The organism is Brevundimonas sp. LF-1, from assembly GCF_037055305.1.
In the GTDB taxonomy this organism is placed as follows: domain Bacteria; phylum Pseudomonadota; class Alphaproteobacteria; order Caulobacterales; family Caulobacteraceae; genus Brevundimonas; species Brevundimonas sanguinis.
Genome location: NZ_CP146349.1, coordinates 1844402 through 1869710, shown reverse-complemented (window position 1 = coordinate 1869710; position 25309 = coordinate 1844402). Strand labels below are relative to the sequence as shown.

The window sequence follows — 25309 nt, the reverse complement described above, 5'->3', positions numbered from 1 at the left end:
GGATCGTCTGATTGGCGACCGCCCCATTATCCGAAGAAGAGGGACGGTTTTAAGACGTTACCAGCGGTAGTGACTGAAGGCGCGGTTAGCTTCGGCCATCTTGTGGGTGTCTTCGCGCTTCTTGACGGCGGTGCCACGGTTGTTCGAGGCGTCCAGCAGCTCGGCGGCCAGCTTTTCGGTCATGGTGTTCTCGCCGCGGTTGCGCGCAGCGTTGACCAGCCAACGGATGGCCAGGGCGCGACGACGGTCCGGACGGACCTCGACCGGCACCTGATAGGTGGCGCCGCCGACGCGACGCGAACGAACTTCGACGGCCGGAGCGACGTTTTCCAGCGCAGCGTGGAAGGTCTCGACCGCAGTCTGCTCCTTCTTCTTGTCAGCCAGGATGTCGAAGGCGCCGTAAACGATGTTTTCGGCGACGGCCTTCTTACCTTCGTACATGACGTAGTTCATGAACTTGGTGACCACCAGGTCGCCAAACTTCGGATCCGGCAGAACTTCACGCTTCTGAGCGCGGTGACGACGGGACATGGATGTATCCTCTTAAATCTGTAGGGCGCTAGGAGCGGATTACTTCGGACGCTTGGCGCCGTAGTGCGAACGACGCTGCTTGCGGTCCTTGACGCCCTGGGTGTCGAGCACGCCGCGCAGGATGTGGTAGCGAACGCCGGGCAAGTCCTTCACGCGACCGCCGCGGATCAGCACGACCGAGTGCTCCTGCAGGTTGTGGCCTTCGCCGGGGATGTAGCACACGGCTTCGACGCCGTTCTTGGCCAGACGGACCTTGGCGACCTTACGCAGAGCCGAGTTCGGCTTCTTCGGGGTCGTGGTGTAGACGCGGGTGCAGACGCCGCGGCGCTGGGGCGAACCCTCCAGGGCCGGGACCTTGTTGCGGACCGGCTTCGGCTTGCGGGGCTTGCGGATCAGCTGGTTGATCGTGGGCATTCGAATTCGTCTCTTTTCGATGTGGAGGCGTGTGTCTTTCGACCGGAGCGCCTCATGAGCCTTCTTTTGAACGGGACCGAAGCCCCGCCCGGGTGTTATCGAGCCGAACGAGACGCCCAAACAGAAAAACCGGAACGCGCGCTTTGGGCGTTCCGGCGGGCGCAGCCCGTCCGTTCGATTGTCACGATCTGAGCGAACGGCGAACCGCCCACCTCTCGAAAGTGCGCGGCTTCTACGCGCGATCCGTTAACAGGTCAAGAGATTCGCAGAGGCGCCAGCCTTATCGCACGCCGTTCGTCCTGTTCAGCGCTCCGCCCACATATCGCCACGCTTGCAAAGCCATGTTCTCATTGAGGGATGGGGAGGTCGCATGACCGTCGCGGTTCTGGACAGATTGACCTTGGGCCGCCCGTCGGGCCGACAACGCGCGGCCACGATCGGCGTCTCGGTGCTGATCCACGGCCTGCTGCTGGCCCCCTTGCCTTCCAGACCGTCAGACCGGCGCCGAATCTGGTCACAACCACGCTTCCGATCGTCTATCTCGATATAGAGCCGCGCCCTCTTCTGCCCGATGAGCGGCCGCGCCTGCCCGCCGTCGCCCCAGCCCCCGCGCCGCAGGTCCGCCCTGCGGGTCCGGTCAGCCGCGAAACGGCGCCCGCTCTTAGCGCCGCCGAACGCCCCGCGCCGCCGGCGCCGCGCCTGGCCCGCGAAGCCCCCGAGGGCGCGCCCGCCCCGCCCGCCGCGCAAGCCGCCGATCCTTGGCAGGTGACGCCCGAAAGCCAGGCCGCCGCCACGGCGCGTGCGCTGCGCACCTCTCCGGCGGGCTGCCGCTCGACGGAACTGCTGACCCGCGCCGAACGGGCCCTCTGCGACGAGCGGTTCAACGAGCGCGCCGCCGAGGCTGCGGCGCGTCGCACCATCACCGGCAGCGGCAATTCAGAGCGCGACGCCCGCTTCGCTCGCGAAGGCGCGCGGGAGCTGCAACGCTATGAGGCCAAGCGCCGCCCGCTCAGCGGGGGCGTCGGCGTCCTGGCGCCGCAGGACTGCCCCGGTTCCAACTTCGGCACGGGCTGCGCGGGCGCCCATCTAGATTCCTCGATGCAGATGGACTCCAGCCGCAATGTCCAGACCCGCCGCGACGGCGCGCCCGCCTCGGGCCGCCCGATGACGCCCGGCGCCGCCGGCCCCCGCGAGCCGATGCGGCCGCAGTAGGCCTCCAGCACACGGCCCCCATGAGCCTCGCCACGCCCAACAGCGTCAAGCAGCGCAAGGCGCGGTAGGCCGACAAACGGCCTCAAGCAGCGCAAGGCGCGACAGGCCAAACAAACGGCCTCAAGTAGCGCAAGGCGCGATAGGCCAACAAAAGAGCGGCGCCTTTCGACGCCGCCCTCTTCAGTCTTTCAGGTCTGAACCCGGATCAGTCGGCCGACTGTTCCAGCTCCAGGGCCAGATCCGCGGGAAGCGGCTCGACCGCCTCTTCGCGGGCCTGGGTCAGCACAGCGTCGCGCTCGTTGGCGATCTTCTGCAGGCTGCGCAGGTAGGCGCCGGTGCCGGCCGGGATCAGGCGGCCGACGATGACGTTTTCCTTCAGGCCTTCCAGCATGTCCTTCTTGCCGTGGACCGAAGCCTCGGTGAGGACGCGGGTGGTCTCCTGGAACGACGCCGCCGAGATGAAGCTGCGGGTCTGCAGCGACGCCTTGGTGATGCCCAGCAGGACCGGCTGCGTGATCGCCAGACGGCCGCCACGCTTCTCCACCTTGGCGTTTTCGACAGCGGCTTCAGCCACTTCGACCGTGTCGCCACGGATCAGGGTGGTTTCGCCGGAGTCGATGACCTCGACCTTCTGCAGCATCTGGCGAACGATCACCTCGATGTGCTTGTCGTTGATCGGCACGCCCTGCAGTCGGTAGACCTCCTGCACTTCGTTCACCAGATACTCGGCCAGCGCCTCGACGCCCTGGATGCGCAGCAGGTCGTGCGGATCCGGGTTGCCGTCGATGATGTAGTCGCCCTTCTGGATCAGATCGCCGTCGTGGACGGAGATGTGCTTGCCCTTGGGGATCAGGAACTCGACCGCTTCGCCCTGGTTGCCGTCGGCATCCGGCTCCGGGGTGATCTTGATGCGGCGCTTGTTCTTGTAGTCGCGACCGAATTCGACGCGGCCGTCCATCTCGGCGATGACCGCGCAGTCCTTCGGACGACGAGCTTCGAACAGTTCGGCCACGCGCGGCAGACCGCCGGTGATGTCGCGGGTCTTGGCGCCTTCGGTCGGGATACGCGCGACGATGTCGCCCGGCTTGACCTCGTCGCCGTTGGCCACCGACAGAATGGCGCCGACGGGCAGCAGGTAGCGCGCGTCAGAACCGCTCGACAGCTTGGCGTAGCTGTCGCCCTGGGTGACGCCCATGGCCGGACGCAGGTCCGCGCCGCGCGGGCTGGCGCGCCAGTCGGAGACGACGCGCTGGGCGATGCCCGTGGCCTCGTCGGTCTCTTCCTTGACGGACAGGCCGTCGACCAGGTCCTCGAAGCGCACCACGCCGCCGACTTCCGTCAGGATCGGGGTGGTGTACGGGTCCCACTCGGCCAGACGCTGGTTCTTGGCCACTTCGGAGCCTTCCTTGACGCGCAGGCGCGCGCCGTAAGGCACCTTGTAGGATCGCGGTCCTTGCCGTCGACGGTCACGGTGACCACGACGTTGCGGCTCATGGCCACCGGATCGCCGTGGGCGGCGATAACGGTCGGCCCGACGACCTTGATGACGCCGGCGTTGGTCGCCTCGAAGAAGGAGGTTTCCGCCACCTGGGCTGTACCGCCGATGTGGAAGGTCCGCATCGTCAGCTGGGTGCCCGGCTCGCCGATCGACTGGGCGGCGATGACGCCGACCGCTTCGCCGATGTTGACGTTGGTGCCGCGCGCCAGATCGCGGCCGTAGCAAGTCGCGCAGATGCCGGTGTCGGCTTCACAGGTCAGGGCCGAACGGACCTTGATGGACTGGACGCCCACCTTGTCGATCAGCTCGACTTCCTCTTCCTGCAGATAGGTGTCGGCAGGGAACAGGACTTCGCCGCCCGGCTCCTTGATGTCCTCGGCCGCGTAACGGCCCAGCACGCGCTGGCCCAGCGAGACGAGCACGTCGCCGCCTTCGACCACGGCGCGCAGGGTGATGCCGCGCGTCGAGCCGCAGTCTTCCTCGGTGACGATGGAGTCCTGCGCCACGTCCACCAGACGACGGGTCAGGTAACCCGAGTTGGCGGTCTTCAGCGCGGTGTCGGCCAGACCCTTACGGGCGCCGTGGGTGGAGTTGAAGTATTCAAGGACGGTCAGGCCTTCCTTGAAGTTCGAGATAATCGGCGTCTCGATGATCTCGCCCGAGGGCTTGGCCATCAGGCCGCGCATCCCGCCCAGCTGCTTCATCTGCGCCTGCGAACCACGGGCCCGAGTTGGCCATCATGTAGACCGAGTTGATGTCCGGCTCCTGACCCTTGATCAGGACGCGCGGCTGGGCGATTTCGCCCATCATCTCATCGGCGATCTTGTCCGTAGCCTTGGCCCAGGCGTCGACGACCTTGTTGTACTTCTCGCCCTTGGTGATCAGGCCGTCGGCGTACTGTTGCTCGTACTCCTCGACCTGAGTGCGGGTTTCGTTGACCAGCTGTTCCTTCTTGGCCGGGATGACGATGTCGTCCTTGCCCACCGAGATGCCGGCCTTGGCCGCTTCGCGGAAGCCCATCTGCATCATCTGGTCGGCGAAGATGACCGTCGCCTTCTGACCGCAGTGGCGATAGACCTGATCGATCAGGTTGCCGATTTCCTTCTTGGTCAGGTTCTTGTCCAGAAGGTTGTAGCCGATGTTGGCGTTGAGCGGCAGCAGAGCGCCCAGCTTCATCCGGCCCGGCGTGGTGTCGATCACCTTGGTCACGACTTCGCCTTCCGAGTTCATCTCGGTCCAGCGCGCCTTGATCTTGGTGTGCAGGGTCACGACACGGGCGTCCAGCGCCGCGTCGATTTCGCCCATGTTGGCGAACAGCTTGCCCTCGCCCGGCTGACCTTCCTTGACCAGCGACAGGTAGTAGAGGCCGAGCACGATATCCTGCGACGGCACGATGATCGGCTTGCCGTTGGCGGGCGACAGGATGTTGTTCGTCGACATCATCAGCACGCGCGCTTCCAGCTGGGCCTCGAGGCTCAGCGGGACGTGCACGGCCATCTGGTCGCCGTCGAAGTCAGCGTTGAACGCCGTACAGACCAGCGGGTGCAGGCGGATGGCCTTGCCCTCGATCAGCTTGGGCTCGAACGCCTGGATGCCCAGACGGTGCAGCGTGGGGGCGCGGTTCAGCAGAACCGGGTGCTCGCGGATGACCTCGTCCAGGATGTCCCAGACGGCGGGCTGCTCGCGCTCGACCATGCGCTTGGACTGCTTGACGGTGCCCGACAGGCCCTTGGCGTCCAGACGCGCGTAGATGAACGGCTTGAACAGCTCCAGCGCCATCTTCTTGGGCAGGCCGCACTCGTGCAGCTTCAGCTCCGGGCCCACGGTGATGACCGAACGGCCCGAGTAGTCGACGCGCTTGCCCAGAAGGTTCTGACGGAAGCGGCCCTGCTTGCCCTTCAGCATGTCGGCCAGCGACTTCAGCGGACGCTTGTTGGCGCCGGTGATCACGCGGCCGCGACGGCCGTTGTCGAACAGGGCGTCGACCGACTCCTGCAGCATCCGCTTTTCGTTGCGGATGATGATGTCCGGCGCGCGCAGCTCGATCAGGCGCTTCAGGCGGTTGTTCCGGTTGATGACCCGGCGATACAGGTCGTTCAGGTCCGACGTCGCGAAGCGGCCGCCGTCCAGCGGCACCAGCGGGCGCAGCTCGGGCGGGATGACCGGCACGATGGTCAGGATCATCCACTCGGGCTTGTTGCCCGACTCGATGAAGGCCTCCAGCAGTTTCAGGCGCTTGGACGCCTTCTTGGCCTTCAGCTCCGACGGGTTGTCGGCCAGTTCGGCGCGGTGCTTCTCGGCCTCGGCGTTCAGGTCGATCGCCATCAGCAGGTTGCGGACGGCTTCAGCGCCGATCTCGGCCGTGAAGCCGTCGTCGCCGAACTCTTCCTGATAGTGGTAGAACTCGTCTTCCGTCAGCAGCTGGTTCTGCTTCAGCGGGGTCAGGCCCGGCTCGGTGACGATGTAGTTCTCGAAGTACAGGACGCGTTCCACGTCCTTCAGCGCCATGTCCAGCATCAGCGAGATGCGGCTCGGCAGCGACTTCAGGAACCAGATGTGGGCGACCGGGGCGGCCAGGTCGATGTGGCCCATGCGCTCGCGGCGGACGCGGGCCAGGGTGACCTCAACGCCGCACTTCTCGCAGATGATGCCCTTGTACTTCATGCGCTTGTACTTGCCGCACAGACATTCGTAGTCCTTGGTCGGGCCAAAGATACGGGCGCAGAACAGGCCGTCACGCTCGGGCTTGAACGTGCGGTAGTTGATGGTTTCCGGCTTCTTGATCTCGCCGAACGACCACGAGCGGATCTTCTCCGGCGAGGCCAGGGCGATCTTGATCTGGTCGAAGGTCGGGGTGACCGGGACCGGGTTGAAGATGTTCAGGACTTCCTGGTTCATCTTTTTCCTTCTGCGGGAATGCCCCGCGAAAATCATTCAGAGAGGAGAACAGGCGGACCGCCCTCCCCGCCGAGGCGAGGAAGGGCGCTTGATCCGATCAGCTGTTTTCCAGCTCCACGTTCAGGCCCAGCGAGCGCATTTCCTTCACGAGCACGTTGAACGACTCGGGGATGCCGGCCTCGAAGCTGTCGTCGCCGCGGACGATGGCCTCGTAGACCTTGGTCCGGCCGGCCACGTCGTCCGACTTCACCGTCAGCATTTCCTGCAGGGTGTAGGCGGCGCCGTAAGCTTCCAGAGCCCAGACCTCCATTTCCCCGAAGCGCTGACCGCCGAACTGCGCCTTACCACCCAGCGGCTGCTGGGTGACGAGCGAGTACGGGCCGATCGAACGGGCGTGGATCTTGTCGTCGACCAGGTGGTGCAGCTTCAGCATGTAGATGTAGCCGACCGTGACCGGACGCTTGAACTGTTCGCCGGTTTGACCGTCATACAGGATCGACTGGCCCGAACGGTCCAGGCCGGCCGATTCCAGCAGGTCCTCGATGTCCGAGATGCGCGCGCCGTCGAAGACCGGGGTCGCGAAGGGCACGCCCTTGGACAGGTTCTTCGCCAGTTCGATCAGGTCTTCCTCGTCGTCCGGCAGCGGGGTGTCGGCGCCATAGACTTCCGTCAGACGCTCGATCAGAGCCTGCTTCTGACCGCCGTGCTGCCAGGCTTCCAGCAGACCGGAGATCTGCTTGCCCAGACCGGCGGCGGCCCAACCCAGGTGGGTCTCGAAGATCTGACCGATGTTCATGCGCGACGGCACGCCCAGCGGGTTCAGCACCACATCGACGTGGGTGCCGTCTTCCAGGTACGGCATGTCCTCGATCGGCAGGATCTTGGAGATGACGCCCTTGTTCCCGTGACGGCCGGCCATCTTGTCGCCCGGCTGCAGCTTGCGCTTCACGGCCACGAAGACCTTGACCATCTTCATGACGCCAGGCGGCATCTCGTCGCCGCGCTGCAGCTTCTCGACCTTGTCTTCGAAGCGGCGGTCGAGGGCCTTACGGGCGTCCTCGAACTGCTTCTTCATGGCCTCCAGCTCGCCCATCGCCTTCTCGTCGTCGAGGGCGACCTGCCACCACAGGCCCTTGGACACTTCGGCCAGCTTCTCTTCGGTGACCTCGCCGCGGCCCATGCCCTTCGGGCCGGACACGGCGGTCTTGCCGAGCAGCAGCGGCTTCACGCGGCCGTAGACGTTGCGCTCAAGGATCTTGAGCTCGTCGTCGCGGTCCTTGCCCAGACGCTCGATCTCGGCGCGCTCGATGGCCATGGCGCGCTCGTCCTTGTCGATGCCGTGGCGGTTGAACACGCGCACGTCGACGATGGTGCCGGCGACGCCGGGCGGCAGGCGCAGCGAGGTGTCGCGCACGTCCGAAGCCTTCTCGCCGAAGATGGCGCGCAGGAGCTTCTCTTCCGGAGTCATCGGGCTTTCGCCCTTCGGCGTCACCTTGCCGACCAGGATGTCGCCCGGCTGGACTTCGGCGCCGATGGCCACGATGCCCGCCTCGTCGAGGTTGCGCAGGGCTTCCTCGCCGACGTTCGGAATGTCGCGGGTGATCTCTTCCGGGCCCAGCTTGGTGTCGCGGGCCATGACCTCGAACTCTTCCAGGTGGATCGAGGTGAAGATGTCGTCGCGCACGATCCGTTCGGAGATCAGGATCGAGTCTTCGAAGTTGTAGCCGTTCCAGGGCATGAAGGCGACCAGGGCGTTGCGGCCCAGAGCCAGTTCGCCCAGGTCCGTCGACGGGCCGTCGGCGATGACGTCGCCGGCCTTCACCGCATCGCCCACGCGCACGATCGGGCGCTGGTTGATGCAGGTCGACTGGTTGGAGCGCTGGAACTTCGACAGGCGATAGATGTCGACGCCCGAACGGCCGGCTTCCACATCGCCCGTGGCGCGCACGACGATACGGGTGCCGTCGATCTGCTCGACCACGCCTTCACGACGGGCGACCACGACAGCGCCGGAATCCACGGCCACGACGGCTTCCATGCCGGTGCCGACCAGCGGCGCGTCCGACTTCACCAGCGGCACGGCCTGACGCTGCATGTTGGCGCCCATCAGCGCGCGGTTGGCGTCATCGTTTTCCAGGAACGGGATCAGGGCGGCGGCGACCGAAACGACCTGCTTGGGCGACACGTCCATCATGTCGACCGCTTCCTTGGTCAACAGCTGGGAATCGCCGTTGATCCGGCCCGGCACCAGCTCCTCGACGATCTCGCCGTCCTTCAGCTCGATGTTGGCCTGGGCGATGACGTGCTTCGCCTCTTCCATGGCCGAGATGTAGACCACCTCGTCCGTCGCCTTGCCGTCGACCACGCGACGGTACGGGCTTTCAATGAAGCCGTACTTGTTCACGCGGGCGTGGGTGGCCAGCGAGTTGATCAGACCGATGTTCGGGCCTTCCGGCGTTTCGATCGGGCAGATGCGGCCATAGTGCGTCGGGTGAACGTCGCGGACTTCGAAGCCCGCGCGCTCACGCGTCAGACCGCCCGGGCCAAGCGCCGACAGACGACGCTTGTGGGTGATTTCCGACAGCGGGTTCGTCTGGTCCATGAACTGCGACAGCTGCGACGAGCCGAAGAATTCACGCACCGCGGCGGCGGCCGGTTTGGCGTTGATCAGGTCGTGCGGCATGACCGTGTCGATATCGACCGAGGACATGCGCTCCTTGATGGCGCGCTCCATGCGCAGCAGGCCGACGCGGTACTGGTTTTCCAGCAGTTCGCCGACCGAACGGACCCGGCGGTTGCCCAGGTTGTCGATGTCGTCGATCTCACCGCGGCCGTCCTTCAGGCCGACCAGGATCTGCAGCACCTTCAGCACGTCGTCCTTCTGCAGGACGCGGATTTCGTCAGAAACCTCAGGGGTTTCCAGACGCATGTTCATCTTCACGCGGCCCACGGCCGACAGGTCGTAGCGCTCGGCGTCGAAGAACAGGGAGTTGAACATGGCCTCGGCCGCTTCCGGCGTCGGCGGCTCGCCCGGGCGCATGACGCGATAGACGTCGAACAGCGCGTCCTCGCGGCCCGTGTTCTTGTCCACGCGCAGGGTGTTGCGCATGTAGGCGCCGACCGTGACGTGGTCGATGTCCAGCACGTCGATGGTGGTGAAGCCGTTGGCTTCCAGCAGCTCGATCGCCGCGGCGTCCAGCTCGTCGCCCGCCTCGGCGTAGATTTCGCCGGTCTGATAGTTGACGGCGTCGGAGGCCAGATACTTGGTCAGCAGGGCGTCAGCCGCCAGCGACAGCGACTTCAGACCGCCGTCCGCCAGCTTCTTGGCGGCGCGGGCGCTGATCTTCTGACCGGCCGGGGCGACCACTTCACCGGTGTCGGCGTCGACCAGGTCGAACTCCGGCTTCACGCCACGCCAGCGTTCCGGCTTGTAGGGCGTGACCCAGCCTTCGCCGCGCTTCTCGTACGGAACGGTCTCGTAGAAGGTCTTGAGAATCTCTTCCCCGTCCATGCCCAGGGCATAGAGGAAGGTGGTGGCGGGCAGCTTACGGCGACGGTCGATACGGACGTAGACGATGTCCTTGGCGTCGAACTCGAAGTCCAGCCACGAGCCGCGATACGGGATCACGCGGGCGGCGAACAGCAGCTTGCCCGACGAGTGGGTCTTGCCCTTGTCGTGGTCGAAGAAGACGCCCGGCGAACGGTGCATCTGCGAGACGATCACGCGCTCGGTGCCGTTGACGATGAAGGTGCCCTTGTCCGTCATGAGCGGGATGTCGCCCATGTAGACGTCCTGCTCCTTGATGTCCTTGACCGAACGTGCGCCCGTTTCTTCCTCGGTCTCGAACACGATCAGGCGCAGCTTGACCTTCAGCGGCGCGGCATAGGTCATGTCGCGCTGGATGCATTCCTCGACGTCGTACTTCGGGTCCTCGAACTCGTAGGAGACGTATTCCAGTACGGCGCGCTCGTTGAAGTCCTTGATCGGGAACACCGACTTGAAGACCGCCTCGATGCCCTCGTCGTTGCGCAGGCCCGGACGCGACTCGCGCTGCAGGAACTGCTCGTACGAAGCGCGCTGAACCTCGATCAGGTTCGGCATCTGCACGGCTTCGGGGATGCGCCCGAAGCTGTAGCGAATGCGCTTCTTGCCGGTAAACGACGTGGCGGCAGCGATCTTACCCAAGGCGAGACCGTCGGTGGACTTGGCCATTCTGTTTTCCCAATCGCGGCCCCTTGCGAGGCCCGCTCTCAATGCAGCAGCCACGGCGCGCCGACCGGCGATCCGTGACCGTTAAATGTCTCTCGGCGTCCACCCTCGATCCTCACGCGGATCAGGACGCCTGGATGTATCCGCCCCCTTGGGGAGGGGCGACGCCTTCGCACCGGTCGGAGGGCGACAAACCGGGCCTCGGCGCTTTCGCGCGGGATTCATGGAATCTGCGAAGCGCGCATATATACGCCCTTCTTCGGCGAAATAAAGGCCCTGTGCATAATCTGATCCTGGACCGTCATCCAGGCGATGCGGCCCAGCCGCGCGGAGCCGGGACCGCCCAAGACGCGGCGCTTCCGGGCGGTCCCGGATAGCCGCTATGCGTCTTCCAGGATGACAAGAGCGGGGCGTTCGCTCAATCATCTGGCGCGATGACGCTGATATGATAAGCCTTGCGTTATGAAGCACATCGCCCTGCCCCTCCTCGCCGCCCTATCGCTCACCGCCTGCGCCTCGACGTCCGATGTCGGCTACCCCGGCCTGCGCGAGGCGGTCGGACCCGCGACCCAGGAAAATTGGGAGGTCGGCCAGGCCGCCTATCTGATGTGGAACAGCCAGCGTCGCGGCTGGACCTCGACCCCGTCGGGCCTGCAATATCGCCTCGTCAGCAAGGCCAATCCGAACGGCGCCCAGCCGACCGCGACCGACACGGTCAAGGTCCACTATCGCGGCACCTTCATCGACGGGCGCGAGTTCGACAGCTCCTATTCGCGCAACGAGCCCGCGACCTTCCCCTGAACCGCGTCATCAAGGGCTGGACCGAGGGCGTGGCTCTGATGCGCGAGGGCGAGACCTATGAGTTCGTCATCCCCGCCGACCTGGCTTACGGCTCGCGCTGGATGGGGACGGAAATCCCCGCCAACTCGGCGCTGCGCTTCACGGTCGAACTGCTGGACGTGAACCCGCAGGGCTGACGGGTCGTCCGCGACAGGGAATCGTCATTCGTCTTGACGACGCCGGCGACACGCTGTCGTCTGCGCCTCCTTGTCGAGGTCGCGTGGGGGCGGCCGTCCTGAGATAGCCGTCATGCAACGTTTCCTCCTGGCCGCCAGCGCCTCGGTCCTCCTGTTCGCAGCGGGCGCGCCAGCGCTGGCCCAGGTCGGCACGCCCGCCCTTCCCGTCGCCCTGGCGCCGATTCCGGCCGCCAAGGACGAAGCCTATCCCGGCGTCATCAAGCTGCATGTCGACGCCACCGACATCGAGCGCCGCCTGATCCAGGTGCGCCAGACCATCCCCGTCAGCGGCCCCGGCCCGCTGGTCCTCTTCTATCCCCAGTGGATTCCCGGCAACCACGGCCCGGTCGGCCCAGTCGCCAACGTCGGCGGCCTGACCTTCACCGCCAACGGCCAGCGGCTGGAATGGGTGCGCAACACCGTCCAGCCCTGGGCCTATCAGATCGAGGTTCCGGCCGGGGTGAGCGAGGTCGATGTCGCCTTCCAGTGGCTGACGCCGATTGAGGGCGCTCAGGGCCGCGTCGTCGTCACGCCCGAGATGCTGAACATCCAGTGGGAGAAGGCCCTGCTCTATCCAGCGGGCTATTACTCGCGCCAGATCACCTTCCAGCCGACGCTGAAGCTGCCGCAGGGCTGGAACTACGGCGCCGGGCTCGACACCGTCAGCTTCGAGAACGGCCTGGCGACCTTCGCCCCCATCACCCTCGAGCACCTGGCCGACAGCCCGGTCTTTGCGGGCGCCCACTATCGCCAGATCGACCTGGATCCGGGCGGCCGCTCGCCAGTGCGCCTGAACGTCGTGGCCGACACGGCCAAGATGCTGGAGGCTACGGACGAGCACATCCAACTGCACCGCAATCTGGTGCAGCAGGCCGACCGCCTGTTCGGCGCGCGCCACTTCAACCACTACGACTTCCTGCTGGCGGTGACCGACAAGCTGGGCGGCATCGGCCTGGAGCATCACCGCTCGTCAGAGAACAGCGTCGATGTGAAGTATTTCACCGACCGCGAGGCGACCCTGGCCGACCGCGATCTGCTGGGCCACGAATACACCCACAGCTGGAACGGAAAATGGCGCCGCCCGGCCGACCAGCTGACGCCCAATCTGAACGAGCCGCTGCAGAACTCCCTCATGTGGGTCTATGAGGGCCAGACGCAGTATTGGGGCCTTGTCCTGACCGCCCGCGCGGGGCTGATGAGCAAGCAGCAAGCGCTGGACGTGCTGGCCATGAGCGCCGCCAGCTTCCAGAACATCCCCGGCCGCCAGTGGCGCGCCATGCAGGACACCACCAACGACCCGATCATCAGCCAGCGCCGCCCGCAGCCGTGGGGCTCCTATCAGCGCAGCGAGGACTATTACCGCGAGGGCTCCCTGATCTGGCTGGACGCCGACACCCTGATCCGCGAGCAGACGGGCGGCAAGAAGTCGCTGGACGACTTCGCCCGCGCCTTCTTCGGCGTCGAGGACGGGAACTGGGATCCAGCCCCTACACCTTCGCCGACGTGACCTCGACCCTGAACGGGGTGCAGGCCAACGACTGGGCCGCCTTCCTGCGCGAGCGGCTGGACGCCGTCGGCCCCGGCTCGCGCGGCCCCTTGGACGGCATCGAGCGCGGCGGCTACCGCCTGGTGTTCAAGGAGGAGCCGTCCGGCTACATGGGCGCCCTGTATAAGGAACTGGGCCGCAACGACTTCACCTATTCGCTCGGCTTCATGATGAACAAGGCGAACAAGATCACCTCCGTCCTGTGGGGCGGCCCGGCGTTCGAACAGGGCCTGACCTCGGGTTGGGAAGTCGTCGCCGTCGGCGGCCGCGCCGCCTCGGCCGACGTGCTGAAGGAGGCCGTCACCGCCGCCAAGGGATCGCCCGAACCGATCGAGCTGATCCTGAAGAACGGCGACGTCTTCAAGACGGTGCGCTTCGACTACCACGACGGCCTGCGCTACCCGCACCTGGAGCGCATCGAAGGCACGCCGGATCGGCTGGGCGAGATTCTGGCTCCGCGCCGGCGGTAAAGCCACGCGCGGCGTCTCTCCCTCCCCTTCATGGGGAGGGTGGCTGAGGCCGTCAGGCCGAAGCCGGGCGGGGGCGGCAAGGCTGATCAAGCGCCGGCGTCCTGCATCGCCAAGCCCTCCCCACCCGGTCTCCGCTTCGCTGCGACCACCCTCCCCATGAAGGGGAGGGAGAAGGTCGCGCTCCGTCGCCGCCCACCTTCTCCCCCGAGGGGAGAAAGGTTACGAGAACAGTATGATCATCACCCGACGCCTGCCCGCCGCCGCCCTCGCCCTGCTGCTGACCTCGGCCGCCTCGACCGCCCTCGCCCAGCAATGGACCGGCCCGCAGGCGCCCGCCGCACCGACGCCGCAGAACACGCCCTTGGCCCTTCCGCGCGCCCTGCCGCCGATCCCGGCGCCGACCGCCGAGGCCTATCCTGGCGTCATCCGCTATGAGGTGGACGCCACCGACGTCGAGAAGAAGATCGTCCGCGTGCGCCAGACCATCCCGGTCCAGCCCGGCCATCTTGTCCTGCTCTATCCGAAGTTCTTGCCCGGCAACCACGCCGCCACCGGCCCGATCCAGCTGGTCTCTGGCGTGACGGTCCAAGGCGGCGGACAGCGCATCGACTGGCTGCGCGACACAATCGACCCCTACGCCTTCCACCTCGACGTGCCGCAAGGGGTCAGCGAGATCACCGTCGACTTCCAGTGGCTGAGCCAGCCCGACAACTCGACCTGGCGTGTCGTCATGACGCCCGAGATGGTCAATCTGCAGTGGGAGAAGGCCCTGCTCTATCCGGCGGGCTATCGCTCGACCGGCATCACCTTCGCCCCGTCGATCCGCCTGCCGCAGGGCTGGAAATACGGCGTCGCCCTCGACACCGAAAGCTTCGTCGACGGTTTGGCCACGTTCAAGCCGACCGACCTCTACACCCTGATCGACAGCCCCCTGTTCGGCGGCGCCCACTTCCAGCGAATCGCCATCGACCCGCGCCGGGGCGACGGCGAAGGCGCCGTGCACCTGAACATCATCGCCGATACGGCCAAGGATCTGGCGCCCACGGCCGAGCAACTGGGCTGGTTCGAAAATCTGGTGACCCAAACCGACCGTCTGTTCGGCGCCCGCCCCTATGACCGCTACGACTTTCTGCTGGCGGCGACGTCAAAGCTGGGCGGCATCGGCCTGGAGCACCACCGCTCGTCCGAGAACTCGGTCCCCGCCGACTTCTTCACCAACTGGGGCAAGAGCATGGGCGCCGTCGGCCTGCTGCCGCACGAGTTCACCCACGCCTGGAACGGCAAGCGCCAGCGCCCGGCTGACGAACTGACCGCCAACCACAACATTCCGACGCAGAACACCCTACTGTGGGTCTATGAGGGGCAGACGGAATATTGGGGCGACGTGCTGACGGCGCGCTCGGGCCTGGCCTCCAAGGCCGACATCCTGACCAGCTTCGCCGAGGTTGCGGCTTTCTACGCCAACCAGCCGGGCCGCGAATGGCGTCCGCTGCAGGATACGAACAACCACAACTTGCTCGGCTATCGCACCTCGAACCCCTATTCCTCGTGGATGCGCGGCACCGGGGACTACTACCGCGAGGCCCTGCTGATCTGGCTGGACGCCGACACGCTTATTCGCGAGGCGACCGGCGACAAGAAGTCGCTGGATGACTTCGCCAAGGGTTTCTTCGGCGGCGACGACGGCTCCTGGGCGCCGCGCGGCTATACGTTCGACGACGTTGTGACGGCGCTGAACGCGGTCCACCCGCACGATTGGGCGACCTTCCTGCGCACGCGCCTCGACGCCAGCGGGCCGGACGCCAAGGCGCCGCTCGACGGTCTGACGCGCGGCGGCTACCGCCTGTCCTACACCGACAGCCTGACCGCCGATGAAAAGCGCGTCCAGTCGGGCTGGGCCAACGACTTCCAGTATTCCCTGGGCTTCACCCTGTCGTCCTCGAACAAGCTGACCGGCATCCGCTGGGGCGGCCGCGCGTTCGAGGCGGACATCGGGCCGGGCTGGGAGCTGGTCGCCGTCAACGACGTCGCCGCCTCGGCCGAGAAACTGCGCGACGCCGTCACCGCCGCCAAGGGAACCGACGCCCCGATCCGCCTGCTGCTCAAGAACGGCGACCGCTATCGCACAGTCGACTTCGACTACCACGACGGCCTGCGTTACCCGCGCCTGGAGCGCATTGCCGGCACGCCGGATCGGCTGGGCGACATCCTCAGCCCGCGCCGACGGTAATCCGCGTAGAACGCCTCTCCCTCCCCGTCCCGGGGAGGGAGAGGCGCGAAGCGGAGACCGGGTGGGGGCGGCCAGGCGATCCCGACCTCGGCGTCCTAAGAGCTTCGTCCCCCACCCGGCTTCACCCTGTCGGGCTCAGCCACCCTCCCCGGGACGGGGAGGGAAAAACGCAGCGCATATCTTTACCGCCCAAAGAAAACGGGCCGGAGGTTTCCTCCGGCCCGTCTTGCTTTGAAAGCTGTCTCTGGCGAACCAGAGGCCAGATCCGAAATCTTACTTGATTTCGACCTTGGCGCCGGCTTCTTCCAGCTTCTTCTTCAGCTCTTCAGCGGCTTGCTTCGAGACGTTCTCGACGACCGGCTGCGGAGCGCCTTCGACCAGGTCCTTGGCTTCCTTCAGACCCAGGTCGGTGCGGACGCCGCGGACTTCCTTGATGACGTTGATCTTCTTGTCGCCGCCGTCAACCAGGACAACGGTGAACTCGGTTTGCTCTTCAGCGGCTTCAGCCGGAGCAGCGGCGCCGGCGACAGCAGCGACGGCGACCGGAGCAGCAGCCGAGACGCCCCACTTGTCTTCCAGCAGCTTCGACAGTTCAGCGGCTTCCAGGACGGTCAGAGCCGACAGTTCTTCAACGATTTTGGCGAGATCAGCCATGTTAGTCTTCCTTCGGTAGGATGAGGTTCAGAGAGATATGCAGAGATGACGGGGCTTAGGCGGCGTCTTTGGTCGCGTACGCGTTGAAGACGCGAGCCAGTTGGCCGGCCGGCGCCTGCAGGACGCCAGCAACCTTGGTCGCCGGGGCTTGCAGCAGGCCGATGAGCTTGCCGCGCAGTTGATCCAGCGACGGCAGCTTGGACAGGGCCTCGACGCCCTTGGCGTCCAGAACCTTGTCGCCCATGAAACCGCCAAGGATGTTGAACTTGTCGTTCCCCTTGGCGATCGGCCGTGACCTTGGCGGCGGTGACCGGGTCGGCTGCATAAGCGATGCCCACGGGACCCTTGAACAGGTCGTGGTACTCGCTGCCTTCCTCGACGCCCAGCGCCTTGAGCGCCAGACGGTTCTTCACCACCTTGAACGCGCCGCCTTCTTTACGAAGGCGACGGCGCAGGTCTTCCATCTCCACAACGGTCAGACCCAGGTTGTGGGTCACGACCACGCGCCCGCGTCGGCGAACACGCTCTTCAGCTGTTCGATCGACTCGGCTTTTTGTGCGCGGTCCATTGTGGTCTCCAGTTTTGGCATTCGCCGCCGGGCTTATTCCCGACGACGGATTTGGCTTAAGCGCCATGCATCGCTGCACAGCGTTCAGGCCGGTCTTATTGTCCGAAGGAAGCGCGGCCCGCCCGCCGGATACCGGCAGGACGAAAGCTCTTTGCATCCCCATCTCCCCACGGCGCCAGAGGGCTCTCTGGACGATTATGACGCGGGCGACCCCCGCATCCCGAAGTTCTCGGACAGGCATCGTCAGAACCGAGGCCCTGACGAGATGCGGGCTCTATACACGGCCCGGCGGGAAAATCAACCGCAGGGCTTGGGTGGAAGGCAATCGCCCTACTCGGGCGCGCCGCTAGGCTGAAAGTGAAGGATCAGTTCCGCCAGTTCCGCCTCGTCCACCACGGCTGCAGCGTCCTCAGCCGACATCCAGCGGCGTTCGCGCTGGGCGTCCTCGGGCCAGGCGCCCAGCTGGATGAAGACCTCCAGCGGATAGACGCTGGCGATGGTGGCCTGAACCCGTCCCGACTTCAGCCGCTTGCCATAGCGGAACCAGCCGATGGGCGCGCCCATGACGTCGCCTTGAACGCCCGCCTCCTCATAGGCCTCGATCACGGCGGCCTCGGCGTCGGTCTTGCCCGCCATGCGGTTGCCCTTGGGGATGACCCAGCGCCGCGTCTCGCGCGAGGTGATCATCATGATCTCCACGCCGTCCGGCCCGTGCCGCCAGGGCAAGGCCGCGACCTGGCGCGTCTCCGATGAAAGGGTCCGGGGCTTGTTCGACATCAGGTCAGGAACAGGCCGCCCAGGGCGTAGAACAGGGCGCCGATGGCGGCGGCCGCCGGCATGGTGATGAACCAGGCGGTGACGATGCTGCGCGCCACGCTCCATCGCACGGCCGAGACCCGCTTGGCCGCGCCCACGCCGACGATGGCGCCGGTGATGGTGTGGGTGGTGGACACCGGAATGCCCATACTGGTCGCCGCGAACAGGGTGATGGCCCCGCCCGTCTCGGCGCAGAACCCCTGCTGGGGGCTAAGCCGCGTGATCCGCGACCCCATGGTGTGAACGATCTTCCAGCCGCCGAACAGCGTGCCCAGGGCGATGGCCGCCTGACAGGTGATGACCACCCAGAAAGGCACATGGAACTCGCCCCCCAGCATGCCGCGCGAATAGAGCAGGATGGCGATGATGCCCATCGTCTTCTGGGCGTCGTTGCCGCCGTGCCCCAGCGAATAGGCCGAGGCGGAGACGAACTGCAAACCACGGAAGATTCTGTCGGCGAAGTTCGGATTGGCCTTGGCGAACAGCCAGGACACGATCAGCACCAGCAGCAGCGCCAGCAGGAAGCCGATGGCCGGAGACATGAAGATGGCGCCGACCGTCTTCAGCACGCCGCTGATGACCACGGCTCCGCTGCCCGCCTTGGCGATGCCGGCCCCCAACAGGCCGCCGATCAGGGCGTGCGAACTGGACGACGGAATCCCGAACATCCAGGTGATGACGTTCCAGAGAATGGCGCCCATCAGGGCGCCGAAGATCACCTGATCCGAAATGACGTCGGGCGAGATGATGCCCCGGCCGATCGTGTCCGCAACGTGCAGCCCGAAGAACAGAAAGGCGATGAAGTTGAAGAAGGCCGCCCACCCGACCGCATAGATCGGCGGCAGGACGCGCGTGGCGACGATGGTGGCGATGGAGTTGGCCGCATCGTGCAGGCCGTTCAGGAAGTCGAACAGCAGGGCGACGCCGATCAGGAAGACCAGGATCAGGAGGGCGTGATCCATGATGGTCCTACAGGTGCTCGACCAGAACGCCGTTGATGCGGTTGGCCACATCCTCGAACCGGTCGATCACCTTCTCCAGGTGATCCAGCAGTTGGCTGCCGATGATGAAGCCCAGTGTGTTGCCGCCCGTGACGTCATGGCGGTGCGCCTCATACAGCGCCTTCATCCCGGCGTCGTACAGGTCGTCGCTGCGCGCCTCCAGATCGGTGATCTGTTCGGTCAGGACGTTCAGCCGGTCGTGATTCTTGCGCATGGCCGGCAGCAGGGTGAAGGCTTCCTGCGTCAGGGCCGCGCACTGCACGGCGATGTCGGCCAGTTCCTGCATCTTCGGCGAGAAGTCGCGCATCTCGTACAGGGTGACGACCTTGGCCGCCTTCTGCATCTGGTCGATGGTGTCGTCCAGAGAGTTGGTCAGGCCGCGAATGTCGGCGCGGTCGAACGGGGTGATGAAGCTGCGGCGCACGGCGAACAGCACCTCGCGCGCGACCTCGTCGGCTTCCTCTTCATGCGCGACCACCTTGGCGCACCATTCGCTGGTCTCGGGCCCGCCGTCCATCATCTTGCGCATCGCGGCCGCGCCGTGGGCCAGGCTCAGAGCATGGGCGTCGAACAGCCGAAAGAAGTTGTCTTCCTTAGGCAGCAGCGCCTGAAACCAGTTGAGCATGAAGCCTCTCCGATACGGTCGCCGCCGGGGCGCCGGGCTCCAAGACCGGATTCCCACCCGCCTCGTCAAGTCATCCGGGTACAGAACGGTGGATTAGCCTCGCTGTTCCGCTCTGCGGGGTCCGCCTACCGTGCGTCTGCGCGCCCCGCGAACAAAGAAAACGGCCCCGGAAGATCGCTCTTCCGGGGCCGTCGTCATTCTTAGCCGTGAAGCCTATCAGGCGCCCAGCGAAGCCGGGTCGACCTTGAAGCCCGGGCCCATCGTCGAGGACAGGGCGATGCGCTTTACATAGGTGCCCTTGGCCCGACGGCTTGGCGCGGACGAGAGCGTCCACGATGGCCTTGACGTTGGCTTCCAGGGCGTCCTGGGTGAACGAGGCCTTGCCGATGCCGGCGTGGACGATGCCCGCCTTCTCGACGCGGAACTCAACGGCGCCGCCCTTGGCGTCCTTGACGGCCTGAGCGACGTTCGGGGTCACGGTGCCGACCTTCGGGTTCGGCATCAGGCCGCGCGGGCCCAGCACCTTACCCAGACGGCCGACCAGGGCCATCATGTCCGGCGACGCGATCACGCGGTCGAACTCCATGAAGCCGCCGGCGATCTTCTCGTACAGGTCTTCAGCGCCGACGTGCTCGGCGCCGGCCGCCTTGGCTTCTTCAGCCTTGGCGTCCTTGGCGAAGACGGCGACGCGGACGTCACGGCCGGTGCCCGAGGGCAGGTTCACCACGCCGCGGACCTGTTGGTCGGCGTGACGCGGGTCGACGCCCAGGTTGATGGCGATTTCGATCGACTCGTCGAACTTGGCCTTGGCGTTGTCTTTCACCAGCTTGATGGCGTCCGAGAAGACCAGCAGGTCTTCGGTCACGCCCGTGCGGGCCTTATGGGCTTTGGTCTGCTTAGCCATGTCTTAGCCCTCCACCACTTGAATGCCGATGGCGCGGGCCGAGCCCTCGATGATGCGCGACGCGGCGTCCAGGTCGTTCGCGTTCAGGTCCTTCATCTTCTTCTCAGCGATTTCGCGCAGTTGCGTCTGCGTGATCTTGCCGGCGAACTCGCGGCCGACGAGCTTGGAGCCCGACTTGATGCCAGCGGCCTGCTTCAGATACCAGGTCGCCGGGGGCGTCTTGGTGATGAAGGTGAACGACTTGTCCTGATAGACGGTGATGACGGTCGGAAGCGGGGTGCCCTTGGCTTCCTTCTCGGTCCGCGCGTTGAACTCCTTGCAGAAGCCCATGATGTTCACGCCGCGCTGACCCAGAGCCGGGCCGATCGGGGGCGAAGGCGTGGCCGAGGCGGCCGGCACTTGCAGCTTGATATAGCCGAGAATCTTCTTGGCCATTGGTCTCTCCTATGAATGACCCGATGACGATGCGTCGGGCCGGTGAGCCGTGGTGCGGCATGGCTGCCTCCCACGGATTTGACGCTGGGCGACTCCAGGGTCGTCCAGCGAAGGCGCGCGTTTAGCAGGCAGACCCTGAAAACGCAAACGGGACCGCCCGGAGACGGTCCCGATCTCTGCGTGGCGTCAGCGGCCGATCAGGCGCTGACCTTCTCCACCTGATTGTATTCCAGATCGACCGGGGTCGGGCGGCCGAAGATGGAGACGGCCACGCGCAGGCGGGCGTTCTCTTCGTCGACGCTCTCGACCTGGCCGTCGAAGCTGGCGAACGGGCCGTCGGTGACCTTGACGTTCTCGCCGATGTCGAAGCGGATGGTGGGTTTCGGACGCTCGACGCCCTCTTCCACCTGGCCGATGATGTTCTGGACTTCGCGTTCGGAGACCGGCAGCGGCTTGGTGCCGCCCGCGGCGCCCAGGAAGCCCGTGACCTTCGGCGTGTTCTTGACCAGGTGATAGGCCTCGTCGGTCATCTCCATCTTCACCAGCACATAGCCAGGGAAGAATTTGCGCTCGGCGTTGACCTTCTTGCCGCGACGGATCTCGACGACATCCTCGGTCGGGACCAGGATTTCGGAGAAGGCGTCTTCCAGGCCCTGTTGCCTGGCCTGGTCGCGCAGCTGTTCGGCGACCTTCTTCTCGAAGTTGGAATAGGCGTGGACGATGTACCACTTGTGGCGGGGATTGGCCGCCGGCTTGGGCGCTGCATCGGTCATGTGCGCGTCTCCTTTATTGGCCAAGGCTGAGGATGATGCGGGACGCGAAGCCAAGGCCCGTATCCACGATCCAGAAGAAAGCGGCTGCGATCAGCACCATGATGAAGACCATCACCGACGTGATCCAGGTCTCCTTGCGGCTGGGCCAGGTGATCTTGCGGGCCTCAGCGCGGACTTCGCTGATGAACTGGGGGATGGACGTCTTTTTCTTCGGCGCGGGCGCGTCGACGGCCACGGTCGCTGCGCCTTGCGCGGCTGCTGCGGTCTTGGTCCCCGTGGTGCGGCGGCCGCCGGGGGTCTTCGCCTTGGCCATTTGACGTCTCTTCAACCTCTGGATCCTGCTGCCCCACATGGGAAGTCCCAGGCGATAACAACAGGGGGAATGGCAGGAGTGGAGGGACTCGAACCCCCGGCCCTCGGTTTTGGAGACCGATGCTCTACCAGCTGAGCTACACTCCTAGTGTCCCGGACAAAGATCAGCGCGCCGTGGAAATCGTTCCAGCGGCGCGACCCTCGCCAGAGGGGGCGTATGCCCGAGCCCTACGGCCATTTCAAGGGCCATCTGCGCCGCAGACGCATGAAGCCGTGGATTTTCCTCAGAACAACCGCGCCACCGCGCTCGGCTCATAGCTCAGGCCTTTGACCAGATCGTCGGCGTCGCCGATCGAGAAGGTCTGGGCGCGGCTGCGGCCATCGATCACCGCCACAGCCTCGATCTCCTCGGGAACAACCTTAACCACAGCCACGGCGTCCCCGCCCGGCGCCCAGGGGCTGACTTCCGGCGCGCGCTTGATGATCAGATCGTTGACCCGCTTCACCTCGTCGCCGTCCGTGACCTCTTCGGCGCGACCGTCGATGGAGACGCCGACCGCCTCGCCCTCTTCGCCCACGCCGCGCACGGCCACGCCCACGCGCGGATCTGCGGTCAGGTTCTTCAGCTTCTCGCTGTCGCGGCCAGTGACGAAGTAGAGGTTCAGCCCGTCGTTCAGATAGCCGAGCGTCGCAGCCTGAGGCCGCCCATCCGCCCGATTCACCGCCAGGGTCATCAGCTTCTGACTATCCAGCAGCTTCAGGATGGCGGCGACCGCCCCGCCATGGATCGGGGTCGTACGCGAGGTCGAGGCTCATGGCGATTCTCCAACAGAAGGCGACAGCAGACTGGGGCGGCAGCTTCGCCCCGGCCTTGACGCAGATCAAGGCGACTGGACGCCGCTTCGGTTCCAATCGTCCCATGACAGAGTCCCGCCTCGCGCCCGAAGCGCCTCGTCTCGAGGTGTCCCCCTCAGCAAAGCCGAGGCGCCCGCCGCCTTTGCGCTGGCGCGGTTGTGGCGCCCCAGTCTGGAGCCCGCCCAGTGGGACGCCTTCCTGTCGGCCTGGCGCACCGCGCCGGAAAGCCGCGGCATCCTCAGCGCCCGCAATCAGCGCGGCGGGGTGCTGGGCTTCGTCAGCTGGTGGCGCCAGCCTGATCTGGAGTACGGCGAAACGCTGTGGGCCGGTCCCTTCGTGGTGCGCGAGATGGGCGTGCGCCCGCTGGTGCGTCAGAGCCTGGCCGTCGAGCTGACCGCCTTGGCCGCCCAACTGGGCGCCCGGCTGCGCTATGCCGAAGAGGCCCAGACGCCGGACTGCGCCGTCGAAAGGACGGCTAGGACAGGCTGACCTATTCGGAATCGACGACGCTTGGCCTAGACTGCTCCGTCATCCGGGAGACGACCTTCGTGAACACCGCTGCGGCCCAGACCCAAATCGAAGAGGTGCGTCTGGAGGACGTGCATCCGTGCGCCAGCTGCGGCGCCCGTCCGCTGGGCGTCTGCGCCGACCTGAGGGGGCACGAGTTGCAGAGCATGGCCTGCGCCAGCGAGACCGTCACGGCCCAGCCGGGGCAGGCCCTGTTCCACGAAGGCGACCCCAACCCCTTCGTCTTTAACGTCGTGGACGGGGCGGTGAAGCTGTATCGCCTGCTGCCCGACGGACGACGCCAGATCACCGGCTTCCTGTTCCAGGGCGACTTTCTGGGCCTGGGCGGACGCGGCGCGTCCAGCTTCACGGCCGAGGCGCTGACGCCGCTGAACGCCTGCCGCTTCCGGCGCAGCGATTTCGATCAACTGCTAAACGCCCTGCCCGCGCTGGAGCACCGGCTGGTGGCCCTGGCCGGGGACGAACTGATGGCGGCGCAAGAACAGATCGTGCTGCTGGGCCGCAAGACCGCGCGCGAGCGGCTGGCCAGCTTCCTGACCCGTCTTGCGGAACGTCAGGTTCAGTTGGGCGGCCCGGAGGGTCAGGTCCACCTGCCGATGACGCGGCTGGACATCGCCGACTACCTGGGCCTGACGATCGAGACCGTCAGCCGGGTCTTCACCCAGTTCAAGACCTCGGGCCTGATCCAGCTGCTGCCGGGCAATGACGTCGCCCTGCCCGATCCGGCCGCACTCAAGGCTCTGGGCGAAGGCGCCGCCTGATCCATTTCGACGAATAGGGTGAAGGGGGCGCGGCCTGACGTTCCGCGCCCCTCCCCGCATCGGCTCTTAGAACTTGCGGCCGACGCCCACCGACACGACCCAGGGATCCAGACTGACGCTGCTCTTCAGCGCGCCGCCGTTGATCTTGGCGTCCGTGTCGAACCACACCTTCTTGGCGTCCACGTTCAGCGTCCACGGGCCGGATATGTTCCAGTCGGCCCCGGCCTGAAGCGCGACGCCGAAGCCGTCATCCAGATCGACCTCGAAGCCGTTTTTGTCCTTGCCGCTGAAGAAGGCCATGTAGCTGACGCCCGCCCCGACATAGGGGCTGACCGTCCCGTTCGGCGTCGGCCGGTATTGCAGCGTCACCACCGGCGGCAGCACCCAGGTCTCGTGCACGGCCACATCGGTCGTCCCACCCTTGGCGCGCACCTCGTGCTGGGTGGCGCCCAGAATGGCCTCGACGGCCCAGTGGTCGGCGACGAAATAGGTAAAGCCCAGCGTCGGCATCCAGTCGTCGCCCACATCGACCTTCAGGCCGCTGTCAGCCCCGGCGGCGGTGACGATGGCGTCGTCGGCCTGGGGCAGGACGCCCGTCATGCGGGCCGTCACAATCAGCGAGCCCTTGCCCACCGGTTCGGGGGCGGTCGTCTGGGCGGATGCGGCGCCCGCGACGGCCAGCAGGCTGACGGAGGCGATAAGGGCGGCGGCGGTTTTCATCGGTTCAATCCCCGACATTCGCCGGGTCGGAAGAGGGCCCGGCTTCGATGTCCCGATCACTGTGAACACACGCCGCCTGCTCCGCCTTGATCCATCGCAAGCGACGGATATTTCATCCGTTTCACCCAAGAAAAATCCCCTCCGGCGGGCGCCGAAGGGGATGATTCAGTCCAGTCCGTCAGAGGACGGGGATCAGGGCTCGGAGTGCCCCTCGTCCCCTTCGTCGAACAGGCGGAACTCGTGCCACAGGCCGTTCAGAACACCGAAGGCCACCGCCAGGCCGAGGCCCAGGATCCAGGCGAAATACCACATGAGATGATCTCCTTTCGCGG

19 protein-coding genes, 1 tRNA gene and 4 pseudogenes are annotated in these 25309 nt (G+C 65.9%); 7 read left to right on the top strand and 17 right to left on the bottom strand.

Translation table 11 applies throughout. The features are described 5' to 3' along the window. Positions 1-57: 57 nt before the first annotated feature. Together rpsG and rpsL are read right to left on the bottom strand one after the other, a co-directional pair. The gene (gene rpsG / locus V8F63_RS10330) at positions 58-531 is read right to left on the bottom strand and encodes a 30S ribosomal protein S7 (RefSeq protein WP_025976278.1); all 474 of its coding nucleotides are present in this window, start codon (positions 529-531) and stop codon (positions 58-60) included. Between the two features lie 39 nt (positions 532-570). After that, positions 571-945, bottom strand: a complete 375-nt coding sequence (rpsL, locus tag V8F63_RS10325) for a 30S ribosomal protein S12 (RefSeq protein ID WP_003165508.1) — start codon at positions 943-945, stop codon at positions 571-573. 765 nt (positions 946-1710) lie between these two features. Here rpsL and V8F63_RS10320 point away from each other — a divergent pair. After that, entirely contained in the window at positions 1711-2157 is a 447-nt protein-coding gene (locus V8F63_RS10320; protein WP_392353088.1) for a hypothetical protein, read from the top strand. 205 nt (positions 2158-2362) lie between these two features. Here the strand turns inward: V8F63_RS10320 and rpoC are convergent. Both rpoC and rpoB read right to left on the bottom strand, forming a co-directional pair. Next, positions 2363-6553 (bottom strand): annotated as a pseudogene (gene rpoC / locus V8F63_RS10315) (DNA-directed RNA polymerase subunit beta'). Between the two features lie 97 nt (positions 6554-6650). Next, positions 6651-10766 (bottom strand): DNA-directed RNA polymerase subunit beta, encoded by a 4116-nt coding sequence (gene rpoB / locus V8F63_RS10310; protein WP_253120414.1) that lies wholly within the window; start codon positions 10764-10766, stop codon positions 6651-6653. A gap of 459 nt (positions 10767-11225) precedes the next feature. Between rpoB and V8F63_RS10305 the strand changes: the two genes are divergently transcribed. The 4 genes and pseudogenes from V8F63_RS10305 to V8F63_RS10290 all read left to right on the top strand — a co-directional run bounded on the left by V8F63_RS10305 (position 11226) and on the right by V8F63_RS10290 (position 16025). After that, positions 11226-11564, top strand: a complete 339-nt coding sequence (locus V8F63_RS10305) for an FKBP-type peptidyl-prolyl cis-trans isomerase (RefSeq protein ID WP_392353086.1) — start codon at positions 11226-11228, stop codon at positions 11562-11564. A gap of 38 nt (positions 11565-11602) precedes the next feature. Then, positions 11603-11740: an FKBP-type peptidyl-prolyl cis-trans isomerase gene (locus V8F63_RS10300; RefSeq protein ID WP_392355073.1), complete on the top strand. Its 138-nt coding sequence runs from the start codon at positions 11603-11605 to the stop codon at positions 11738-11740. Positions 11741-11852: 112 nt separating this feature from the next. After that, a pseudogene (locus V8F63_RS10295) lies at positions 11853-13795 on the top strand (peptidase M61). A 232-nt stretch (positions 13796-14027) separates the two neighbouring features. Next, a complete protein-coding gene (locus tag V8F63_RS10290) occupies positions 14028-16025 on the top strand; it encodes a M61 family metallopeptidase (RefSeq protein ID WP_134580338.1) in 1998 nt (665 codons plus the stop codon). A 273-nt stretch (positions 16026-16298) separates the two neighbouring features. Here V8F63_RS10290 and rplL read toward each other — a convergent pair whose 3' ends face one another. The 11 genes and pseudogenes from rplL to V8F63_RS10235 all read right to left on the bottom strand — a co-directional run bounded on the left by rplL (position 16299) and on the right by V8F63_RS10235 (position 22847). Next, a complete protein-coding gene (gene rplL / locus V8F63_RS10285; RefSeq protein WP_025976270.1) occupies positions 16299-16679 on the bottom strand; it encodes a 50S ribosomal protein L7/L12 in 381 nt (126 codons plus the stop codon). Between the two features lie 55 nt (positions 16680-16734). Beyond that, positions 16735-17247, bottom strand: a pseudogene (rplJ, locus tag V8F63_RS10280) (50S ribosomal protein L10). 330 nt (positions 17248-17577) lie between these two features. Further along, positions 17578-17937 (bottom strand): NUDIX hydrolase, encoded by a 360-nt coding sequence (locus tag V8F63_RS10275; protein WP_303705996.1) that lies wholly within the window; start codon positions 17935-17937, stop codon positions 17578-17580. Between the two features lie 86 nt (positions 17938-18023). After that, entirely contained in the window at positions 18024-19025 is a 1002-nt protein-coding gene (locus V8F63_RS10270; protein ID WP_134580335.1) for an inorganic phosphate transporter, read from the bottom strand. 7 nt (positions 19026-19032) lie between these two features. Then, positions 19033-19689: a DUF47 domain-containing protein gene (locus V8F63_RS10265; protein ID WP_392353084.1), complete on the bottom strand. Its 657-nt coding sequence runs from the start codon at positions 19687-19689 to the stop codon at positions 19033-19035. Positions 19690-19905: 216 nt separating this feature from the next. Beyond that, a pseudogene (rplA, locus tag V8F63_RS10260) lies at positions 19906-20593 on the bottom strand (50S ribosomal protein L1). Between the two features lie 3 nt (positions 20594-20596). After that, positions 20597-21028, bottom strand: coding sequence for a 50S ribosomal protein L11 (rplK, locus tag V8F63_RS10255; RefSeq protein WP_024355292.1), 432 nt, complete (start codon positions 21026-21028; stop codon positions 20597-20599). Between the two features lie 197 nt (positions 21029-21225). After that, complete coding sequence (gene nusG / locus V8F63_RS10250; RefSeq protein ID WP_025976265.1) at positions 21226-21801, bottom strand: transcription termination/antitermination protein NusG; 576 nt, start codon at positions 21799-21801, stop codon at positions 21226-21228. A gap of 13 nt (positions 21802-21814) precedes the next feature. Further along, positions 21815-22114: a preprotein translocase subunit SecE gene (secE, locus tag V8F63_RS10245; RefSeq protein WP_025976264.1), complete on the bottom strand. Its 300-nt coding sequence runs from the start codon at positions 22112-22114 to the stop codon at positions 21815-21817. 70 nt (positions 22115-22184) lie between these two features. After that, a tRNA-Trp gene (locus tag V8F63_RS10240) sits at positions 22185-22260 on the bottom strand. A 137-nt stretch (positions 22261-22397) separates the two neighbouring features. Next, positions 22398-22847, bottom strand: a complete 450-nt coding sequence (locus tag V8F63_RS10235; RefSeq protein WP_392353082.1) for a pyridoxamine 5'-phosphate oxidase family protein — start codon at positions 22845-22847, stop codon at positions 22398-22400. A gap of 277 nt (positions 22848-23124) precedes the next feature. Here V8F63_RS10235 and V8F63_RS10230 point away from each other — a divergent pair, with 277 nt between their 5' ends. Beyond that, positions 23125-23457, top strand: a complete 333-nt coding sequence (locus V8F63_RS10230; RefSeq protein WP_392353081.1) for a hypothetical protein — start codon at positions 23125-23127, stop codon at positions 23455-23457. A 59-nt stretch (positions 23458-23516) separates the two neighbouring features. After that, positions 23517-24257, top strand: a complete 741-nt coding sequence (locus tag V8F63_RS10225; protein ID WP_392353080.1) for a helix-turn-helix domain-containing protein — start codon at positions 23517-23519, stop codon at positions 24255-24257. Positions 24258-24323: 66 nt separating this feature from the next. On the opposite strand, the gene V8F63_RS10220 is transcribed toward V8F63_RS10225, so the two are convergent. Both V8F63_RS10220 and cydX read right to left on the bottom strand, forming a co-directional pair. Beyond that, complete coding sequence (locus V8F63_RS10220) at positions 24324-24977, bottom strand: OmpW family outer membrane protein (RefSeq protein ID WP_392353079.1); 654 nt, start codon at positions 24975-24977, stop codon at positions 24324-24326. 192 nt (positions 24978-25169) lie between these two features. Continuing rightward, positions 25170-25289, bottom strand: coding sequence for a cytochrome bd-I oxidase subunit CydX (gene cydX / locus V8F63_RS10215; RefSeq protein WP_024355286.1), 120 nt, complete (start codon positions 25287-25289; stop codon positions 25170-25172). Positions 25290-25309: the final 20 nt, after the last annotated feature.

Bases quoted from the DNA above. Each gene is read 5' to 3' on its own strand.
- V8F63_RS10305 (WP_392353086.1), top strand. From the start codon at position 11,226: ATGAAGCACATCGCCCTGCCCCTCCTCGCCGCCCTATCGCTCACCGCC.
- V8F63_RS10265 (WP_392353084.1), bottom strand. From the start codon at position 19,689: ATGCTCAACTGGTTTCAGGCGCTGCTGCCTAAGGAAGACAACTTCTTT.
- secE (WP_025976264.1), bottom strand. From the start codon at position 22,114: ATGGCCAAGGCGAAGACCCCCGGCGGCCGCCGCACCACGGGGACCAAG.
- V8F63_RS10235 (WP_392353082.1), bottom strand. From the start codon at position 22,847: ATGACCCTGGCGGTGAATCGGGCGGATGGGCGGCCTCAGGCTGCGACG.
- rplL (WP_025976270.1), bottom strand. From the start codon at position 16,679: ATGGCTGATCTCGCCAAAATCGTTGAAGAACTGTCGGCTCTGACCGTC.
- V8F63_RS10290 (WP_134580338.1), top strand. From the start codon at position 14,028: ATGATCATCACCCGACGCCTGCCCGCCGCCGCCCTCGCCCTGCTGCTG.
- rpsG (WP_025976278.1), bottom strand. From the start codon at position 531: ATGTCCCGTCGTCACCGCGCTCAGAAGCGTGAAGTTCTGCCGGATCCG.
- cydX (WP_024355286.1), bottom strand. From the start codon at position 25,289: ATGTGGTATTTCGCCTGGATCCTGGGCCTCGGCCTGGCGGTGGCCTTC.
- V8F63_RS10220 (WP_392353079.1), bottom strand. From the start codon at position 24,977: ATGAAAACCGCCGCCGCCCTTATCGCCTCCGTCAGCCTGCTGGCCGTC.
- rpsL (WP_003165508.1), bottom strand. From the start codon at position 945: ATGCCCACGATCAACCAGCTGATCCGCAAGCCCCGCAAGCCGAAGCCG.
- V8F63_RS10300 (WP_392355073.1), top strand. From the start codon at position 11,603: ATGCGCGAGGGCGAGACCTATGAGTTCGTCATCCCCGCCGACCTGGCT.
- rpoB (WP_253120414.1), bottom strand. From the start codon at position 10,766: ATGGCCAAGTCCACCGACGGTCTCGCCTTGGGTAAGATCGCTGCCGCC.
- V8F63_RS10270 (WP_134580335.1), bottom strand. From the start codon at position 19,025: ATGGATCACGCCCTCCTGATCCTGGTCTTCCTGATCGGCGTCGCCCTG.
- nusG (WP_025976265.1), bottom strand. From the start codon at position 21,801: ATGACCGATGCAGCGCCCAAGCCGGCGGCCAATCCCCGCCACAAGTGG.
- rplK (WP_024355292.1), bottom strand. From the start codon at position 21,028: ATGGCCAAGAAGATTCTCGGCTATATCAAGCTGCAAGTGCCGGCCGCC.
- V8F63_RS10275 (WP_303705996.1), bottom strand. From the start codon at position 17,937: ATGATGATCACCTCGCGCGAGACGCGGCGCTGGGTCATCCCCAAGGGC.